Raw genomic sequence first — 19,311 nt, forward strand, 5'->3', positions numbered from 1 at the left:
ACGTGCCGGCTCATAAGAAACGAAGGCAAACGCCAGCAGCCGCTCAAGCCGAAGGCTGGCAGAACGGATACGCCTTAGGGGCTGAATCCGGATACCGTCTCGGCCGCTGCGAATCTATTATGCGGCAAATCCCGCAGGAACCGGTTCCTGTCTGGGATAAGAAGGTGATGTATGTAACTTCGGGTAAGGGACTCCCTTACTCCCCGCTGGATACAGCGGTCATCGAAACTATCCGGCCTCTGGTCAGGGAGCTCGTATGGGCGCAGCCGACTTCGGAGCTGTCTCTGGTGGCTGCTCAGGAAATGCCGGATTTTGTACTGGTTCTGGATGCGATGATGCTGCCGCCCGATCAGCTGGATCTGATCCGGATATGCGGGATCCGCACAGCGGTGTGGCTGCTGGATGATCCGTACTATACGGATGTGACGCTGAATCTGGCTTTGGCTTTCGACTATGTTTTTACGATGGAGCTTAACTGTGTCGCTTTTTATATAGAGCATGGCTGTAAGAATGTTCATTATCTTCCTATGGCGGTTTATCCCGGGATGTACCGTCCGAAGGCAGTCTCTGCCGATAATCACCGTGCGGTAAGTTTTGTGGGGTCGGGTTATTGGAACCGGGTTAGTCTCTTCAATTCCATTACCCCTTCTTTATTGAAGCATGATATTCACTTCTCAGGACTGTGGTGGGACCGTTTGGCTTCGTACCGGAAGCTCGCCCGCCGGATTAATCTGAACAAGTGGATGGAGCCTGAAGAAACGGCGGATTATTACAACGGGTCCAAAATCGTAATTAACTTGCACCGGGCTTTTGATGATGAACAGTTCAATAATAACAGCAGGGGGATCCGGGCTATTTCACCGAATCCGCGTACATTTGAAATATCCGCCTGCGGGGTGCTTCAATTGACGGATATCCGCGATGATCTATCCCGGTTCTATATCCCCGACGCGGAAATTGTAACCTATGCCTCGGCAGAGGAACTGCGGGATAAATTGGATTACTATCTGACTCACGAGGATGAACGCAGGGAGATTGCGCTGCGGGGGCTCAATAAGACGATGCGGGAGCATACATTTACACACAGGCTGTCGGAGCTGTTCCGTGTCGTTTTCACGGATGGGGAAGTGCAGGTTGCTGCACAACCCGAGATTGCCCCCGTCTTATAGCGGTTCCGGAAGAATTCGTCCAACGAACGCCCCCGTTCATGCGGCATATACTACAGGGAGTGCTTAAGCAAGATTACTTGCCGGCCGACTGTCAGGAAGGAATGACAGCAAGCAATGGATACCTATAAAAAAACGGCGGGCCGTTCAAAACGCTCATCTGGAGGACCCGTCGGTTCAACCGCTAAGCAGGCGGCCAGAGCTGCCCGTTTGAAATCCAAGCGGGTTGTGACAGGAAAAAAAGCGGGTACCGGTGCTGCGGGCACAAAACAGGCTCGTTCCGTCCGGAAAAGCAGTTCCCGGAAAAAATCCGCAGCCGCCGCTGCGAAAAGCAGCATGAGAGCGAAACGGAGAACTGCGGCAGCTCCCCGCAAAGGCCGGAAGAAAACGGTTGTAAAGCGCAGAAAAACAGCTGTCCCCGCATACAATCAGGCGTTTCATGAAGGCTATAATACGGGGTTTCAAGCAGGTCTTGCACAAGGACTCCTTGACGGAGAACAAAATTTGCAGAATCCGCCTCAAGTTTGATGACCACATATAGGAACGGGCTTCCCGGAACGGATTTTACAGTTCAGGGGCGAGCCCGTTTCTTTTTATTGTACCCCGGCATAAGAGTGCTTCTGAAATTTGTACGAATGATACGGGTTCAACTGTCGTGCCGTGAAGAATGCCCCGCTAATATATTGTACTACCCAGACAAAAGGAGGTGAACATCATACCTGCGGTTTAGGTATGTTGCCGATGAGCGCACGAAGCATGAGGATTATGCTCTTCTCCCACCTTTGTTCAAAGGAACATATAACCGGAGCCGAGAAGCTGCTGCTCTTCATGGCAAGGGAACTTAAAGCACAGCATGATTGCATTCTGGTCGTGCCCGGCGAGGGTATTCTGTCAAAAGAAGCAAGGGAAGCGGGTATTTACACGGTTAGCGTCTCCTATCCGCTGCTGTGGGAAATATATACGCCAGGGCCCGGGCTGCAGCAGCAGCTGGAGGATCTGCCTGTTAAAGAACGGAGAGCAATGAGCGGGCTGCTGTGTGTGCTGGGGGAGTACGCGCCTGAGCTGGTCATTGTAAATACTTGTGTGAATGTGCTGCCGCCTCTGGCAGCCAAGGCGCTCGGGATTCCTGTTCTGTGGATGATCACAGAGAAAATGATAGACACCGGGTTTACGCCGGTTTCTGTAACTTATATTAACGCACACGCAGATCTTGTGGCGGGTATATCAGAAGCGACGCTCACCGCTTTTGGGGGATCCGGGGGTGAAGCGAACCCGGTGTTGTATCCTTCCTGGCATCCCGAGAGCATTCAACCGGAGCAGTGGGCCGAGTCCAGACAAAGGTTGAGAGGAAGCTTCGGCATAAGCGAGGATACGGTTCTGGCCGGATATATATCATCGGATATTTACCCGACCAAGGGATTGGAGCACTTTATTGAAGCGGCCTTGCAGCTCTGTCCGGCTAGCCCGGAAGTGCAATTTATAATAGCCGGACGCGCGACGGACATCGGATTTTACAGACAATGTTATGAGAAAACGGCCGTCTCCGGCTATGGGCGGCGGTTTCATTGGGTAGATTTCGAACGTGACATCGGTAAGATTTATCCGGCTATGGATGTTGTGGTCGTACCGAGTCTGGCAGAGGAAGGCTTCGGAATGACAGCCCTTGAGGGGATGCTGTTCGGGAAGCCGGTTGTCTCATTCGATTCCGGGGGACTGAGAGAAATTTTGAACCATACGGATAATGGCCGTTTTCTCGTCATGAGAGGGGATGTGGCCGGCCTCGCCGGACGGATCGCGGAGTTGGCTGCGGATCGGCAGCTGAGAGAAGTGACCGGGGTCCGCAATCTCGCTGCGGCTTCGCAAGCGTTCGGCATTGACGTGTACCGCATCCGTCAGCAAAGTCTGCTGGCAGGCATGGAGGCGCGGATCGCAGCCGTCACAGCCGCTTCTCCCGTGCTCGCAGCCATAGCGAAGCCGGCAGTCCTTGTACGCGGAAACGATCCGCAGCTGTACGTGCTGCGGGATGGGGTCCGCTACCCGGTTACAGCGGGGCAGCTCCGTCTGCTCGGCTTGCCGCCGGTACCTGTGCAGGTGCCTCAGGCGCTGATTGCTTCACAGCCGCTCGGATTTGCGGCGTGCTCTTCCGGTGAAGCGGCTCCCCGGCCGGGTCGCGGAGGTGCGGGGCGGCGGAGAATGCGCGCCCGCCGCAAACGGCGGGCTGCGGCTGCCGGGAGCGGACGCTCCGGGCGGAAGAGCACATCCGTACGCAAGCTCCGCAAGGTCCGGTCCGCGGCCTGGGAGCGCAAGAGCCGCATCGGGCGGGCACAGCCCGGCAAAAGCCGCTCTGCAAGGCGCAGCCGTGCGGGAAGCAGGCCGGCGCTAGGGCGGCAGGCGCGTCCGGCAGCAAGCGTGCAGCGCAGCAGAGCCCGCGCGAAGGCCGCTAAGGGCAGGGGGCGCAGGCGAAGGTAAGCGGGGAGCTTGCACTCGCGCAGAGCAGCGCTGCCTTGCGCGAAGGCGCCGTCAGCCGTCAGGCTGCGAACGGGTGCCTGTAAGCTAGTGGAAGGGGCTGAGCAGCCGGTAGAACGGATTGAACGTGCTCATGTGCGCAAGCGACCCCATCCCCTGAAGGCTTCTCAATCGCTTGGTAATCATGGAAGGAAGGTGCAGGAATTGAAAATCTTGACGCTGCTCGGAACCCGGCCTGAAATTATCCGTCTCAGCCTTATTATGCAGAAGCTGGACCGGTTGGCGGAAAAGCATGTTGTGGTGCATACGGGCCAGAACTTTACGTATACGCTGAGTGACGTGTTCTTCAGGGAACTGGGATTGCGGCAGCCGGACCATGTGCTTCAGGACCGTCAGCAATCTCTGGGAGGCCAGCTGGCGACTATATTCTCTGAACTGGAAACGATCTTCAACCGGGAGCGGCCCGACCGCGTTCTTCTTCTGGGGGATACCAACAGTGCTCTGGGGGCTATCCTGGCCGAACGGATGGGGATCCCCGTTATTCATATGGAAGCGGGCAACCGTTGTTTTGATCTTACGGTACCTGAAGAGAAGAACCGCCGAATTATAGATGCGGTCTCGACGATTAATATGCCGTATACGAAACAGAGCAAGGAACACCTCATCCGGGAAGGAGTACCGAGCCAGCGGATCGTACTCACGGGTAATCCGATTTACGAGGTTCTTCAGCATTACGCTGCCCAAATAGAAGCAAGCAGCGTGCTGGATCGGCTTGGGCTCAGGCAAGGCGAATATATGGCTGCGACGATTCACCGCGCTGAGAATGTAGATCATTCCCCGCATCTGCAGGAGATTGTGAAGGGGCTCAGCGGTACGGCGGAGAAATTCGGCCTGCGGATGATTTGCAGCCTGCATCCGCGTACCAAGTCGAAGCTGTCTAAGGAAGATTTGACCGTCCACCCGCTTGTAGAATTTCATGAGCCCTTCGGATTCTTCGATTTTGTCAAGCTTGAGAAGAATGCCGTTTGTGTGCTCACTGACAGCGGAACCGTTCAGGAGGAATGCTGTATTTTCCACGTACCGGCCGTAACGGTCCGCAGAACGACAGAAAGACCGGAGACGATTGATTGCGGCAGCAATATTGTGTCGGGACTGCAAGCTCAAAACATTATAGATGCCGCCGGATTAATGAAAGAATTGCCTCGCTCCTGGCATTGTCCGGAAGGCTACTTGGATACGGATGTATCGGCGAAAGTTGTGAAATATTTGCTGGGAGGGAACCTTCATGTTTCGTAACACGAGAATCTTGGTAACGGGGGGAACAGGGTCCTGGGGCTATGAACTAATTCGGCAGCTTCTCCCCCAGAATCCGAACGAAATTATTGTGTTTTCCCGTAATGAATCGACACAGGTAGCGATGCAGAGATCATTCGAGGACAGCCGCCTCAGCTTCTGCATCGGCGATATCCGTGACCGGGAAGCGCTTATCCGTGCTTGTGCGGGAGTCGATTATATTTTCCATCTGGCGGCGCTCAAACATGTGCCGGTATGTGAGGAACAGCCCTATGAAGCGCTCAAAACAAATGTGGTAGGAACACAGTATGTAATTGAAGCGGCTATTGAAAACAATGTGAAGAAAGTGATCTACATCTCAACCGATAAGGCGGCCAATCCTTCCAATTTCTACGGCATGACCAAAGCTATCGGGGAAAAGCTGATCGTACACGCCAACCTGCTGCGCACGGAGACGAAATTCGTGTGTGTCCGGGGCGGTAACGTGCTGGGGACTAACGGCAGCGTGATTCACTTGTTCACGAAGCAGATTCATGAGAAAAGTCAAATTTCAATCACGGATAAAGGGATGACCCGGTTCTTTCTTACATTGGAGGAAGCCATTACTCTCTTGTTCAAAGCCTCGGAAGAAAGTCTGGGCGGTGAAATATTCGTCATGACGATGCCGACATGCAAAATCATCGACCTTGCGGATATTCTTATTGAAGCTTCTGGCAAAAGCGACGTTCGGATTGTAGAGACCGGTACGAGACCAGGCGAGAAAATTCACGAAATTCTGCTCACGGAATTCGAAAGCCAGACGACCATTCTATACGACGAACAGTATCTGGTTATTCTGCCTACACTCGATATTCCCGGACTCAAAGAATACTATTCCGCTTATCCAGGAGCTGATATTTCAAGCTTCTCTTCCAAAGACAATCTCATGGAGAAAGATGAGATCAGAGCTCTGTTGGTCAAAGGAGGGTTTCTCACATGAAACTGCTCGTCGTGGGCGGGCAGGGAATGGCAGGACACCTATTAGTGGAATATTTCCGCAGACTGCCCGCATACAGTGTCGCCTACACGACCCGGGATCGGAGCGATCGGAATGGACTTCAGGCTGATGCCCGGGATATGACCCGGATTCGCAGCCTGATGGAGGCGATCAGGCCGGATGCCGTAATTAACTGCATCGGCATCTTGAACCAATTTGCCGAAGCTGACCCCGTTAACGCCTTCCGCGTTAATGGGATTTTCCCGCACGATCTGGCTGAAGCGGCCCGGGATGCCGGAAGCCGGCTGATTCATATCAGTACAGACTGCGTGTTCTCGGGCCGTCACGGTGACCATACAGAGAACGATGAGCCCGACAGTATATCCGTGTATGGCCGTTCCAAAGCTCTTGGTGAAGTAATAGAAGCCCCTCATCTCACGGTGCGGACTTCTATTATCGGGCCCGAGATCCGAACGGGGGGGATCGGTCTTCTGGAATGGTTTCTTGGCCAGACCGGTGAAGTGAAGGGATATACGAGAGCTTACTGGAACGGCGTGACGACACTGGAGCTCGCCAAGTTCATCGGGCATATCCTTGTGAAACCGGAAATAACCGGACTGGTGCATCTGACTGCTCCGGAAAAAATAAGCAAGTACGAACTGCTGCATGTATTCCGCAGTCAGTTCGGCCGGACGGATCTTAAGATTCGCGAAGATTCGTCCGTAGAGCTCAACCGGACACTCAGAAGCACCCGGCCGGAGATCCGATACACTGCGCCCGCTTACGATACGATGCTGAAGGAATTGAGCGAATGGATGTGGCGGGAGTGACAAAGATTCTCATCACTGGGGCCAGCGGTTTTACAGGCCTTGCGGCCTGCTCGTATTTTGCATCGCTCGGTATGGAGGTCGCAGCCGTTGTACGGAATGACTCCGCACGGGTCACAGGCGGGACCTCCTATGTCTGTGACTTGACAAGAGCGGAGGATGTCTCTCGTCTGGTCCATGAAATCAGACCGGACCTAGTACTGCATCTGGCGGGACGCAATTCGGTAGCGGAGTCTTGGAATGATCCCGGCTCGTTCCTGCAGGCGAATCTGATGGCCTCGGTGTATCTTCTCGAGGCGCTGCGGCCTTTTCCGGACACGCGGATTCTTGCCGTGGGGTCCATGATTGGCACAGCCGCTGACGGACAACCGATTCCGCATCCGTACGGCTTTAGTAAAATGCTGCTGATGTATGCGGCCCAGGCTTGGCACCTGTGGTTCTCGCAGCAGATCATGGTGGCTCTGCCGTCCAATTTGATCGGACCGGGTCCTTCCACAGGTATATGCGGTCTGCTTGCCCGTAAGATAGCCGGCCTGGAGACAGGGGCGGCGCCCGAACCGCTGCGTCTGTCCTCACTGGGCGAAGAACGCGACTATGTGGATGTGCGGGATGCGGTATCGGCATACAAAACCATTCTCGACAAAGGAGTGCCTGGCGCCGTTTACTCGATCGGGACGGAGCAGCCGCGCTCCTTGGGCGAGATTGTGTCGGTCTTCCAATCACTCACTTCAGCAGCGCTTCCGCTGGAGGTTGAGAATAAACCGCGTCCGGAACTTGTCAGGCAAATGGATGTAACGGCTCTGAAAGCGCTGGGATGGTCGGCGCGAATTCCGCTTGAGCAATCACTGTCGGATGCGCTGGACTATTACAGACATGTCTGACTCACGCCATACAGAAGGAAAGAGGTGAATGCATGCTGCCGAAAGTAACGGTCGTGATTCCCTTCTATAATTGTCCGTACGTGGATCAGGCGGTTTCCAGCGTGCTGAACCAGACCTACACCAATATCGAACTGATTGTGGTGGATGACGGCTCTACTCTTCATAAGGAAAAACTGGAGCCTTACATGGACCGGCTGATTTATATCGGAAAGGAAAACGGGGGAGCCGCATCTGCGCTGAATCTGGGCTTTCGGAGCGCCACTGGCGATTATACAGCGTGGCTCAGCTCGGATGATCTTTTTTATCCCGATAAGATGGAGCGCCAGGTGCAGTTCATGTTGGAGCGCAATTCACTATTCAGTCATACAGGCTTCGATCAGATCAATGAGTCTGGAGCAGTGACACATGAGAATGTGGCTTACCGGTACCGGTATCCGCATGAATTCACACGCTCTTTTTTATCCATTTGCCCGGTCAATGGCTGTACGGTCATGATGCGCAGGGACTTATTCGGTGCGGTCGGTTATTTTGATGAAACACTCCGCTATACACAGGATTACGAGTTCTGGATCCGGGTGCTGCTGGCGGGTTTCCCTCTGGATTTTCTCGATTATCCGCTGACCTTGTACCGCCTTCATGACGGAATGGGAACTGTTCTGCATCAGCCTGCCATCTGGGAAGAGGTATTAAGCGTGAGAAGCCGATACCGGAAGCTTCTTCTGCGTCTTTCACGCAGCCAGAAGAGCCTTCTTGCCGCAAGAAGGCGTCCGGCACGCAAGCCTGGCGGCGGGGGGATCAAACGGCGTAAACGAAAGATTATTAAGCCTGCAAGTGCAGCAGGCAAGTCAGGGAAAAGGACGGGAAGGAGGTAGAGGCTAATGCCGCCCCGGGTGAGCATCATTATTCCTTTTTACAATTGTGCATATGTGGATCAGGCCATCGTCAGTGCGTTAAGCCAGACTTATCCGGATAAAGAAATTATCGTTGTTGACGATGGTTCCACCCGGCATCAGGACAGAATAACGCCGTACCTGCCGTGGATACATTATTTAGGCAAATCTAACGGAGGGACAGCTTCCGCGTTAAATCACGGAATCCGCCACTCTTCGGGCGATTATATCGCCTGGCTTAGTTCGGATGACCGTTTCTATCCCCATAAGTTAACCGCTCAAATAGCGGGATTAAGTTTGAGTCAGGCAACTGTCGGTTTTACGAATTATGAAGTCGTCGATGAGCATGGCCGTGTCATGGACGCTCCTAATTTTCCTACGGATGACGGGAACACCCGGCACTTCACCACGTCATCGAAGCTTTATGCCTACATGCTCCAATACAATCCCATTAATGGCTGCACGATTGTGATGCATAAAGAGCTGTTCCGGCGCTACGGCTTATTCGACGAGACATTTAAGTACACGCAGGACCTGGAGATGTGGCTGCGTCTTGCCGCTGCCGGAGTACGGATGGAGTTCTTGGACGAGAAGCTGACCCAGTACCGGTTCCATCCTGCGATGGGAAGCCGGAATCATCAGCAGGCTGCAGAGCAGGAGGTGGCTGTACTGCGTGCCAGATACAACCCGGTGATTGCAGCCCGTATTGCTGCTATGGAAACGGAGAAGTAGCCGGGCGCAACGGAAATCCGATAGGGACAATCGGATTTTTATGGACGGCTTTTTTTCGGATTCAAGGAACGAATAGCGGTCTTGTGCATATGCGCAGCCTCTTTTAAAACAGCCGGAAAGAAGGTGAGTCATGAAGCTGTTATTTGTGTTCTATATTCCGAGCGGAGGGATGGAAACCCTGAACCGGCAGCGGATTATTGCGCTGGGGAAGATCGGGATATCGTGCAGTCTGCTGTATTTGCACAAAGGGACGGGACTGCAGAATCTGGACGGCATTCCCGTATACGTGACCGGGGACAATAAAGAGATCCGGGAGCTTGTCGCACGTGAACAGTTTGACGCCGTCATCATTTCTACAGTGGCGGAGCTGATTCTGCCTTTGCGTATGAACGGCTATAAAGGTCTCATTATCTATGAGGCACAGGGGCTGGGAAGCGTGGAGGAGGCCGAATTTATTCTGAAACGGATTGCTCCGCTGCTTATTCTTCATGCCGACGGTGTCTTGTACCCGCGCACCCCGCATCTGATTCAAATTTTCGACAAGTATTATGCCCGTATGAGAAGGTTCAGTTTTCATAACTGCATAGATTCGGATAGTTTCCGTTTTCAAGGGGATACAGTGGCCCCTGTTCCTATTATCGGATGGGTAGGGAGGCTCGAACGGAATAAAAACTGGCGAAGCCTGCTGGAGATCGGCCGTTTGTTCAAAACCCGCGGGCGGGCGTTTGAAATCCGCATGTATGTAGATAACACGCTTGGCCCCGAAGAGGAAGATTTCCGAAGCATGGTAAGGGATTATGAACTGGGCTCAAGTTTGATCGTCATGCCCAATATTCCGCACAAAGAGATGGCCAGGCAGTACTCCATCATCGGCGATTCCGGCGGTGTTCTGCTGTCGACCTCGCGTGTAGAGGGATTCGGATACGCGGTTCTGGAGGCTATGTGCTGCCGGTGTCCCGTGGTCAGCACCGATTCAGATGGAGTCAGAAGCTTTATCGCAGACCGCGTGACGGGAAGATTCTATCCCCACGACGATCATGAAGAGGCGTACAGGCAAATATCGGGGCTGATGGAGAACGTGCCGCTGCGGGAAGAAATACGCTACCGGGCAAGCCGGCATGCGGCGCAGCAGTTCTCTCCCGGCCTCTATGCCGAGCAATTCACTCATATGCTGGGTGAGCTGGGTGTCCAAGTGATGGAGAAGCGCGCTTAAAACGCTTGGCGGTTATCGCCAAGCGTTTTGTCCTGGAATCGGCATCCGTCCGGTGTCGGCTGACTATCTAAGCAGCAGCTCTTTCAGCCTGGCGGAAAGGAAAAGCTCCGTCGAAGGCATGCCCGCCTGAGGATCGAAACGGTAGGCAAGATCACTCCGGCTGCTGTTGTAGGAAACGGATAGGGTCCCCTCAGGAGCTGCGCGCAGGGCGTTTGATAAAATTTGAAGATCCATATATTCGAAATCTTTTTCCCTGTACATAACGGAAGCGAAAGGAGTCGTAAGCTCCTCCAGGCAGGCGCAAACGGCTTTAACCGGATCGGCACCGGGAAACGAACGGAAGCTCAGCAGAGGATCCTTAATATCACGCAGAAGGTCGGGGGCACGCTGACCGGAGGTCACGTCAACAACGATTACCTGATAGTTGCTGTAGTATTGGTCCAGGAGCTGGTCGAGCCGCTCCGGGAGCTTCTCGGAAGCTTCCGTTACCGGGAAGTAAATGGTTGTTTCCAGAGGGATGTTCTTTCTTCTTCTGGCCTGCATCTTGGCCAGACGGAAAGCATGACGCCAGCGCCTGTGCTGCTCGATGGAGCCTTTGAGACGGGCCGAAATGCTGAAATCCGAGTCGACCCGGTACTCGACAAGTTCTACGGGGATATACCGCATATCGCATAAGTCTGATAGTCTCAGCCAATATTCATAATCTTCTACGGGCTCCATATGATAACCGTTAATCTTCCGGGCATAAGAGGATTTGTACATGAAGGATACCCCGACAATGCATACGTCGAGGAGCTCTTCCTTCGGCTTATCCTGATACCGGCGGAATTCCTCCTGAAAGGCTTCGTCACGAAGCGGACGTCCCTCTCCGTCTATTTCCCGGAAACAGCTGTAGACCAGCCCGACTTCCTCCGGTGCAAGTACGAGTTCATGACGGAGAAGTTCTATAAAATAAGGATGGGTGCGGTTATCGCTGGATACCCAGGTTACATACCGGATATCGGGATCTTCAAAAAGCGGCTCAAATCCCCGGTTCAGCGAAGCGGAAACCCCCATATTCCGGTCGTTCTCGAGAATTTCAACCCGCTTGTCGTGAGAAGTCAGTTGCCGGATCTGCGGACCCATTTGTTCCGTTACGCCATCGATGACAATAATAAACCGGAAATCGGTATACGTCTGGTTAAGAATGGTTTGGATCGCTTCCTGTAAATAAGACGGTTTCTGCAAATATACCGGCATAACGATGCCGACATCTCTCATGGTCAATATCCCCTCTTTCCCCGCCGGTAGTTTGTAACGGCCCGTGCTGCCGTTCTGTCAATTGCATACTTCAGTTTATTCCATTCCATTTGACGGGTGTGGACATTGCCAAAGAGATGTTACTAATTTCACAGTTGTCCATACCATTATCCGCTTCGAGCATAAACTGTTAGCAAGATTATTTATCAGGAGGCGGTTATGCCTAACTTTCAAGTAAATGCCTCGGGTAATCCGAAGCAGGAACCGTCGCTCGCCGTCAATTTGCTGGATGCCAACATTATGATCGCAACAGCTACCGATTTTTCGCTTGGGCCCCCGCTTACCGGCGTATACCGGTCGCAGGATGCGGGAGTGAACTGGACGAATTCATTTCTTCCCCTGCCGCCCGGATTTACGGGAGCGGAGGCCGCCTTTGCGGCTTACGGATTTCCGAATCTGTTCCTAATCGTAGCCCATGTTTTTCCCGGTGACTCCAGCGGTACGATCGCGGCATACAGATCCACGGACAACGGGCTCAGCTTCTCGGCGCCGATTATCGTGAATCCGGGATACGGCACGTTCATTAATAACGATTGGACCAAAGTGTTCTTCGACAATTCCCAATCCAGTCCGTTTGTCGGCAATGCTTATGTCACTTATAACCGCCAGTACAATGTCGATGCGGGCGGATTTTCGGTGGCCACTTTTCAGCGGTCGCTGGATGGGGGCATGACATGGGATGCTCCGCTGATTTTGTCGAATACCATGAGGAATACGGAACGTCCCGATGTGGGCATCGGATTGCAGGGAGATCTTTACTTCGCTTGGATCGACACGACTACCCCTACAGCTTATTACGTCAGACGGTCGCGGGATGGAGGGCAGACTTTCGAACCGTCCATTCTCGTATCCGCCGTCTCCGTCGTCCCGCTTGTGCTTCCGGTTCCCGGATATGAGTTCCGTGTACTGACCTGCTCCAACATTGTGGCGGATACCGCGCTTCTTTCTCCCGGCAGGGGAAATATTTACGCGGTATGGCAGGATTACCGGCAGGGGTATGCGGACGTATTTCTGTCCCGGTCGCAGGATCAGGGACTAACCTGGAGCCCGCCGATTCCCATTACGGCAAGCCCGGCGGGCGCCCAGAACTTTTTCCCGGCTATAACAGTATCGCCCAAAACCGGTACGATCACCGTCGTCTATTACACGAATCGGCTCAACGGCTTCGATCTCGATGTGTATGCGGCTCAATCCCGGGATGGAGGGAGCACGTTTGTCAATTTCCGTGTGACCACCACTTCTTTTAATCCCAACGGAGACAGCCCGATTCCGACACCGCTTATCGGAGATTACATTGATGTCGGCACCGTTGTGCCGGACAATTTCTATGCCGTATGGACCGATACAAGAACCGGCTCGCAGACGACGTGGGGTGGATTTTAACTTATTGAGGGAGGCGAACAGTTATGACAGATTCGCAGGTGTCTCCTGCAGGATCGCTTGCACAGACGCCGAGTGTAGCCGCCAATTACCTGACTACGCTGAATATAGTAGCTGCCGCAACGGATTTTACGACAGGAGCGGCGCAAATCGCGGTGTATCGTTCGGTTGACCAGGGGATCTCGTGGGGACCGATTGTACTGCCGCTACCGCCAGGGTATATCGGTGGCGAGTCCAACGTCGCTGCATACGGTTTTCCGAACGTATTTATCGTGGCCTCTCACGTCTTCGATGCGGCCGGTAACGGCTCGATTGCCGTCTACACGTCAACGGACAACGGAATCAGCTTCGCAGCTCCAGTCATTGCGGCGCAAGGGTATACCACATTTATCAACAACGTGCAGGTGAATGCGGTTTTTGACAATTCCCAGGCGAGTACTTACCAGGGCAGTGTTTACCTGGTCTACGTGCGCCAATTCAATACGGATTTTGTGGGCGGGTCCGTTATCTTCTTTCAGCGTTCGCTGGATAACGGACAGACCTGGCTGCGTCCGGCCCTTGTGTCACCGGACGCCGATTATGTGACGCGCGGGGACGTGGTTGCGGGATTAACGGGTATTGTATATGTCGCTTACATCTCACTAGCTCCATTCACACGGTTTGAGGTGAGCCGTTCGCTGGATGGGGGGGTTACTTTTCAAACGCCGGTGATTGTTTCACCCGTAGCGCTAGTCCCCTCGATCCTGCCTGTTCCGGGATACGGCTTCGAAGTGCCCACCGGAGCCAATATCGCCATTGATAATTCGGCTTTGGCTACAAGCGGAACTCTGTATGCCGTGTGGCAGGATAACCGGCAAGGTTACTCGGACGTATTCCTTTCGAGGTCCTTTGATCAGGGACTGACCTGGACGGATCCCGTCTCGGTTACGTCGGCTCCGGCCGGTACCCAGAACTTTTTTCCCTCTATAGATGTGTCTCCCAAAAGCGGGCTGGTCACCATCTTATATTATTCCAATCAGATTAACGGATTTGACTTGGATACGTATGTGGCTATATCGGCGGACGGGGGCGCTACGTTTTTCAACAGGAGGGAGTCCACCGTTTCCAGCAATCCGAATGCGGGCAGCGCCACACCTGTTCCGTCCATCGGGAATTACACGGGAATTACTACGGTTCCGCCTTTTGGATTTATCGGCGTATGGACGGATACGAGAACGGGGGTGCAGACTATATTTTCGGGCAATTAATACCGGCAGGAACGTTGACGGGCGACTTTCGGAAGCTGCGGCAGACAGGCAATTCTCCCAATTTCGGACAGCTCCGGGTGTCGCCCAATCTTTCTATGCTGCCAAGCATATACTGCTTGAGAGATTAATAGAATGGGGGTGAAAAGATGGCTTTTACGACAGGATTGATACTCAATACGAGGGATTTCGGAACAGCCGCCGCCAACGCAGCCGTTAACATCAGCAACGAAGACACGGTGAATACAGCCCAGATTGTCGTTCAAATCTTTTATACGCTGAGTACGGGTGTTGCCAAGACTCCGCTTTATTTCCAGACCTACACGGTACCGCCCAGGTTTGCAGATATTCGTACATTTTTTATATCCGGTGTGCTGGCTTATGAAGTCCAGATAGCCGTTATCGCTCCGCAGCCTAATCTGGTCGTAGCTTCCGTGTTCGGTTTGGATACTTTCAACAATCTCGTACCTGTCCACCGTGTACTGCAATCAGAACTGACCCCGATTCCGTCATTGGGAAGCTAGTTCCCGGGACTGACCCGTATGCCTGTGAATTCGTGCTGCCGGCTGCGGCAAGTTTACAAAAGACACGTAACTCTAAAAGGCCGCTTCCTGAGGAAGGGCCTCTTTGTATGGGCGGAATACAGGGTTCAAAGCGGATCGATGACCGTCAATTCATTGTGGGTGAATGTTGCGATTAGAGCTCCTTCGTTCTTAGCGTACATCGTCATCGTCATGGGGTATGGGGTTGTCAGATTCGTGTGAATGTAGAGTGTAAAAGGCTGATTATGGTTGTAAACGGTCGGCAGATGGGCAATTGAACCGGGCAGCGGCGCAGGATCGAGATGATACAGCCCCAGAAGAAAACGGTTCTCGCCCTGATAGCCTTGAATAAGCACGTCAAAGTGCCGCTGGGCGATATTCTGGAAGATGAGATCAAAACACTGGATATAGCGCGAATCGCAGGATCCGTATACATAAGCGTCAAAACGGTAAATAGACATAGTCACCTTCCTTCCGTTCAATCCGGCATAGTTCAGTATATGTAAATGTTTCACATGCGTATGGACACGTACACATTTTGAGCCCGGTGAGGCAAACGACCCGTTGAAAAGATGCATAGCGGCATATAGTGTAGGGAGAAAAGTATGCAGGTGACAGAAGGCTGTTTAGTAGTTTCGCGCAGAAAAGAGGGGACCATTCTTGAGGATACTGCTCGCTACCTACTGGCGGCTTCCGCATTTGGGCGGGGTATGGCCGCTTATGGTTAATATGAAGGAAAAGCTGGAGGCGCTGGGTCACGAAGTCGATGTATTCGGCAACAGTGAGGATGAAAGCGTGTTTCATATGCCGTTTAGCGGTCGTGTTTTCCATAAAGATGCGGTGCGGCCGTTTCTGGAGAAGAAGATAACCCCTGAGCTGTATCCGGTTCTTCACTCCAGTTCCTGGCTCTCGCATTTTGAGTTGAACACACTTTGCATGGAGCTGGCGGCCGCATATTTCGGGCTGGATAAGTATGACGTGATTCATACACAGGACGTCCTGGCTACCCGCTCGTTCAAGCGGATCAAACCGGCACGTACCGGACTCGTCGCCAGCCTGCACGGCTCTGTAGCCCACGAGATCAAGCTGCACCTGATGGAGAATAACGTCAATCTCGGGGAATCCGTTATCTGGCGGTTCCAGTCGGCGATTGAGTATCTCGGCGCCACAAGCAGCGATATTACAATTGCGTCCTCCCAGTGGCTGAAACAGCTGCTGACAACGGAGTATTCTGTACCTCAGCATCAGGTAGAAGTGTTTCAGTACGGATACGATACGAGAGATTTTTATTCGCAAATGGGGTATTCGAGTTCTCCTGTCTACAAGCCTCCCGGCAAAAAAGCCATCATCTTCACAGGGCGCCTCATTCCCATTAAAGGGGTCTCCCTGCTCATCGAGGCTGCTGCACTGCTTCGGACGGTACGGGACGATTTCGTCTGCTGGATTGTGGGGGAGGGAGATATGGAAGCGGAGCTTAACAGGCAGTGTACGGAGCTGGGGCTGCTGGAGACCGTCCAGTTTCTGGGCAGGCGCAGCGACGTGCCGTATCTGCTTGCCCAATCCGATATATTCGTACAGCCGAGCTATGTAGACAATCAGCCCTTATCATTGATTGAAGCGCAGCTGGCAGGGAAGCCTTCCGTGGTCAGCGACGCCACAGGCGTGCCCGAAATGGTCGAACACGGCCGTACGGGTCTTATCTTCCAGTCGGGTAACAGCCAGCAGTTGTTCACGCATTTGTATACGCTGCTGGAGAACACAGCTATGCGTGAAACGATGGGCAGGGAGGCCGGGCAGTGGGGGGCGATCCACTGGTCCATGGATCTGATGGTCCAGAGGCTTCTCGATGTATACGGCAGAGCGGTTGCCAAAGCCGCCGCCCAGCCCTGAAATTCCTATCGGTGCGTAGAAAGGAGGATGACCGTGAGCGAGAAAGTTTATGTAATGGGTGATCTTTATAATTCGCTTTTTTCCGTACAGGTGTCCAATCCTGAATATCTTGTCGATTATAAGCTTTGGAATCAGATCAGAGCCGGACTTCCTGACAGTTACCGGATGCCTGATCCTGTTATTCTGCACATTCTGAACAATCATCCCAACGGGTAGAACGGCCTGCAAAGAATGGAAACAGGAAGTGTATATGTGAAAGGAGGAAGAGCATGAGACTCGTCTTTCCCATCCTGACTTTGAACTTTGGCGGAGCCCAGCGAATGCTCGCGGAAATTACGAACGGATTATCGGATCAGGGGTATGATGTCACGATCGTTATGCCTGCCCATGCAGAGGTCAAGTTTGATATAAGGTCCAAAATCGTCCGGGGCCGCCACAGCATTACGCTGGATGCCGATGATATCCCTCCCGGAGATATAGTCATTTCCAACTTCTATACGACAGTGCCCGCATGCGTGGAAGCGAGTAAGAGAGACCGGAACGTTCATGCCCGTTTCAGTCTCTGTTATGAACCTACCTTTTTGCCGGATGATCATATCACTTTTCCTACTTATCACTGCACACCGCATGTAATCGTGCTGTCCGGCTGGCAGCAGAAGCTTATCGAGCTGAATCACGGCATCCGGGGCCATATTGTCCCAATTGGAATTGACCCGTTCATGCACAATCTGAATCTGCGCCATTCTACGCCTCCAGCTGTGAAAATATCGGCTGTCGTCCGCAACTCGGAGGGAGGAATCGCCTGGCACCGGGACCAGGATTACCTGGTCAGCCAGCTCGCTTTCGTTAAACACTATTATCCCGATACTGAAATCAATCTGATCTGCCCGCCCGATGAATTTCATGCGGCACCGACTCTGCAGCGACTGCGCGATACGGGCAGCTTTCAATTCTGTCTGCCGAATAAGGATGAAGAACTACGCTACTTGTACAACAAAACGGACATCTACGTCAGTTCCTCCCTCTATGATTCGGGATCTTTGCCGGGTCTGGAGGCGATGAGGTGCGGGGCGGCGCTTGTTACGACTTATTCGGGGGGCAATCTGGATTACGCGAGACATGAGCATAACTGTCTCCTGTCCTACCGCTATCAGAATCGCCTGGCGGCCGATATAATCCGGTTGATCCACGATAAGGAACTTCGCAGCCGTCTTGCTCTCCAAGGCGAATCGGATTCATACCAGTGGCCTTGGGCGCGAAGCGTAGAAGCATTCGCGCAGGCTCTCCATACGATCTGGAACAGCCGCTGAGCCAGTAGTAAGAGGCCCCGGTATTCTCCTGTCAGAAGAGAATACCGGGGCCTTCCTGATGAATCCGGCCGGCCTGCGGGAGCGCTGCCGCCCGGCAAGGCGGCTACTTGCCGAGGAAGGATGTGTACGTTTGGCGAAGCCCTTCCTCGACACGGAAGCGGGGCGCCCATCCCAGACTCTGCTTCGCTCTGGCATTATCCAAGCAGCTGTGGCGGATATCGCCCGGACGCGCCGGCGTGAAATGAATGGGGACTTCCTGTCCCCGGAAGTCTCCAAGGAGCTCGGCGATTCGGCGTATGGTAGTGGGGCGGCCTGTGCTCACATGATATACCCCGCTTCCCGGGGCTGAGGCGGCGGACAGATTGGCCTCGACTACGTCACGGACATAGATGAAGTCGCGCGTCTGCTCCCCGTCGCCGTGGATGCCAAGCGGCAGATTCTGGCGCAGGCGCTCCATAAATACGGCAACAACGCCTCCTTCACCCTTCGGCGTCTGCCTGGGGCCGTATACGTTGCCGTAGCGCAGAATGGTATACGGCAGTCCGTACAGCCGGTTGAAAATCCGGATGTATCCCTCAGCTGCCAGCTTCGACTGGCCGTAATAGGAGAGGGGGGCTGCCGGAGCATCTTCGGACAGCAGCGGGCTGCTGCTGTCTCCATATACACCCGATGTGGAGGCGAATACGAATCGGCCCACGCCATGCTTCCGGCAGGCTTCCAGCAGCCGGATCGTGCCCGTTATGTTCACATCCGCGTCGAATGCGGGATCGGCAATGGAACGCTGGACATCGGCCTGGGCCGCCAGATGAAATACGATATCCGGCCGCAGCTGTCCGATCAGCCCGGCCGCTTCCGGTTGCGCCAGATCCTCTTGATGCAGGATGGAGCCGGGCGGTATCCATTCCTTCCTGCCGCTCGACAGATTATCGAGAATATGGACTTCATGTCCGTTACTGACAAGGGCTTCTGACAAGTGGGAGCCGATGAACCCCGCTCCGCCGGTAACTACCGTTCTCATACATGCACCTCGCATTTTGTGTGTAGTCCTACTCATCGTATGAACACACGGGAGAGGAGGACCGGGCGGCAGCGGGTTATCAAGCGGAGCGGCTCCTGTTTTCCCGCCTTTTTTATATTTGCAAGGCGGCCCGCCCTTTCATCCGAGCAGCCCTGTCAATAAGATAAAGCATCAGGTTACTGGA

Annotated in this window: 19 protein-coding genes; 16 read left to right on the forward strand and 3 right to left on the reverse strand. The window is 53.6% G+C overall.

Annotated features, from left to right (window positions below; all coding sequences use genetic code 11):
* Positions 1 to 2 precede the first annotated feature (2 nt).
* From AR333_RS03825 to AR333_RS03870, 10 genes are all read left to right on the forward strand, one after another.
* Entirely contained in the window at positions 3 to 1,169 is a 1,167-nt protein-coding gene (locus tag AR333_RS03825; RefSeq protein WP_068773991.1) for a glycosyltransferase, read from the forward strand.
* Between the two features lie 114 nt (positions 1,170 to 1,283).
* The gene (locus AR333_RS03830; RefSeq protein WP_068773992.1) at positions 1,284 to 1,694 is read left to right on the forward strand and encodes a hypothetical protein; all 411 of its coding nucleotides are present in this window, start codon (positions 1,284 to 1,286) and stop codon (positions 1,692 to 1,694) included.
* Between the two features lie 213 nt (positions 1,695 to 1,907).
* Positions 1,908 to 3,635 carry a glycosyltransferase family 4 protein gene (locus AR333_RS03835; RefSeq protein WP_172798797.1) on the forward strand — a complete coding sequence of 576 codons (1,728 nt, stop codon included), beginning with the start codon at positions 1,908 to 1,910 and terminating at the stop codon, positions 3,633 to 3,635.
* A 201-nt stretch (positions 3,636 to 3,836) separates the two neighbouring features.
* Positions 3,837 to 4,928 (forward strand): non-hydrolyzing UDP-N-acetylglucosamine 2-epimerase, encoded by a 1,092-nt coding sequence (gene wecB, locus AR333_RS03840; protein ID WP_068775109.1) that lies wholly within the window; start codon positions 3,837 to 3,839, stop codon positions 4,926 to 4,928.
* Positions 4,918 to 5,904: a polysaccharide biosynthesis protein gene (locus tag AR333_RS03845; RefSeq protein WP_068773994.1), complete on the forward strand. Its 987-nt coding sequence runs from the start codon at positions 4,918 to 4,920 to the stop codon at positions 5,902 to 5,904. The genes wecB and AR333_RS03845 overlap by 11 nt, the downstream gene beginning before the upstream one ends.
* The gene (locus AR333_RS03850) at positions 5,901 to 6,731 is read left to right on the forward strand and encodes an SDR family oxidoreductase (RefSeq protein WP_068773995.1); all 831 of its coding nucleotides are present in this window, start codon (positions 5,901 to 5,903) and stop codon (positions 6,729 to 6,731) included. The genes AR333_RS03845 and AR333_RS03850 overlap by 4 nt, the downstream gene beginning before the upstream one ends.
* Positions 6,713 to 7,609, forward strand: coding sequence for an NAD-dependent epimerase/dehydratase family protein (locus tag AR333_RS03855; protein ID WP_068773996.1), 897 nt, complete (start codon positions 6,713 to 6,715; stop codon positions 7,607 to 7,609). Before AR333_RS03850 ends, AR333_RS03855 begins: the two co-directional genes overlap by 19 nt.
* Positions 7,610 to 7,641: 32 nt before the next feature.
* On the forward strand, positions 7,642 to 8,481 hold the full coding sequence (locus AR333_RS03860; protein ID WP_084783489.1) for a glycosyltransferase: 840 nt from the start codon (positions 7,642 to 7,644) through the stop codon (positions 8,479 to 8,481).
* A gap of 6 nt (positions 8,482 to 8,487) precedes the next feature.
* Complete coding sequence (locus tag AR333_RS03865) at positions 8,488 to 9,231, forward strand: glycosyltransferase (protein ID WP_068773997.1); 744 nt, start codon at positions 8,488 to 8,490, stop codon at positions 9,229 to 9,231.
* A gap of 130 nt (positions 9,232 to 9,361) precedes the next feature.
* Positions 9,362 to 10,444, forward strand: coding sequence for a glycosyltransferase family 4 protein (locus tag AR333_RS03870; protein ID WP_068773998.1), 1,083 nt, complete (start codon positions 9,362 to 9,364; stop codon positions 10,442 to 10,444).
* 63 nt (positions 10,445 to 10,507) lie between these two features.
* Here AR333_RS03870 and AR333_RS03875 read toward each other — a convergent pair whose 3' ends face one another.
* Complete coding sequence (locus AR333_RS03875; protein ID WP_068773999.1) at positions 10,508 to 11,704, reverse strand: glycosyltransferase family 2 protein; 1,197 nt, start codon at positions 11,702 to 11,704, stop codon at positions 10,508 to 10,510.
* A gap of 198 nt (positions 11,705 to 11,902) precedes the next feature.
* On the opposite strand from AR333_RS03875, the gene AR333_RS03880 reads away from it, so the two are divergent.
* The 3 genes from AR333_RS03880 (at position 11,903) to AR333_RS03890 (ending at position 14,891) form a co-directional block, all read left to right on the forward strand.
* Positions 11,903 to 13,126, forward strand: a complete 1,224-nt coding sequence (locus tag AR333_RS03880) for a sialidase family protein (protein ID WP_068774000.1) — start codon at positions 11,903 to 11,905, stop codon at positions 13,124 to 13,126.
* Positions 13,127 to 13,149: 23 nt separating this feature from the next.
* Positions 13,150 to 14,370, forward strand: coding sequence for a sialidase family protein (locus AR333_RS03885; RefSeq protein ID WP_068774001.1), 1,221 nt, complete (start codon positions 13,150 to 13,152; stop codon positions 14,368 to 14,370).
* A gap of 146 nt (positions 14,371 to 14,516) precedes the next feature.
* Positions 14,517 to 14,891 carry a hypothetical protein gene (locus AR333_RS03890; protein WP_068774002.1) on the forward strand — a complete coding sequence of 125 codons (375 nt, stop codon included), beginning with the start codon at positions 14,517 to 14,519 and terminating at the stop codon, positions 14,889 to 14,891.
* Between the two features lie 125 nt (positions 14,892 to 15,016).
* On the opposite strand, the gene AR333_RS03895 is transcribed toward AR333_RS03890, so the two are convergent.
* Positions 15,017 to 15,370 carry a hypothetical protein gene (locus AR333_RS03895; RefSeq protein ID WP_068774003.1) on the reverse strand — a complete coding sequence of 118 codons (354 nt, stop codon included), beginning with the start codon at positions 15,368 to 15,370 and terminating at the stop codon, positions 15,017 to 15,019.
* A 199-nt stretch (positions 15,371 to 15,569) separates the two neighbouring features.
* Between AR333_RS03895 and AR333_RS03900 the strand changes: the two genes are divergently transcribed.
* From AR333_RS03900 to AR333_RS03910, 3 genes are read left to right on the forward strand one after another with little or no spacing between them, the layout of a single operon-like run.
* Complete coding sequence (locus AR333_RS03900) at positions 15,570 to 16,799, forward strand: glycosyltransferase family 4 protein (protein ID WP_084783490.1); 1,230 nt, start codon at positions 15,570 to 15,572, stop codon at positions 16,797 to 16,799.
* A gap of 27 nt (positions 16,800 to 16,826) precedes the next feature.
* The gene (locus AR333_RS03905) at positions 16,827 to 17,015 is read left to right on the forward strand and encodes a hypothetical protein (RefSeq protein ID WP_253735705.1); all 189 of its coding nucleotides are present in this window, start codon (positions 16,827 to 16,829) and stop codon (positions 17,013 to 17,015) included.
* A gap of 53 nt (positions 17,016 to 17,068) precedes the next feature.
* Positions 17,069 to 18,109 (forward strand): glycosyltransferase family 4 protein, encoded by a 1,041-nt coding sequence (locus tag AR333_RS03910; RefSeq protein ID WP_068774005.1) that lies wholly within the window; start codon positions 17,069 to 17,071, stop codon positions 18,107 to 18,109.
* Between the two features lie 103 nt (positions 18,110 to 18,212).
* Here the strand turns inward: AR333_RS03910 and AR333_RS03915 are convergent, their stop codons facing one another.
* Positions 18,213 to 19,127, reverse strand: a complete 915-nt coding sequence (locus AR333_RS03915; RefSeq protein ID WP_068774006.1) for an NAD-dependent epimerase/dehydratase family protein — start codon at positions 19,125 to 19,127, stop codon at positions 18,213 to 18,215.
* Between the last annotated feature and the right edge of the window lie 184 nt (positions 19,128 to 19,311).

The organism is Paenibacillus sp. FJAT-26967, assembly GCF_001541095.1.
Lineage (GTDB): Bacteria > Bacillota > Bacilli > Paenibacillales > NBRC-103111 > Paenibacillus_F.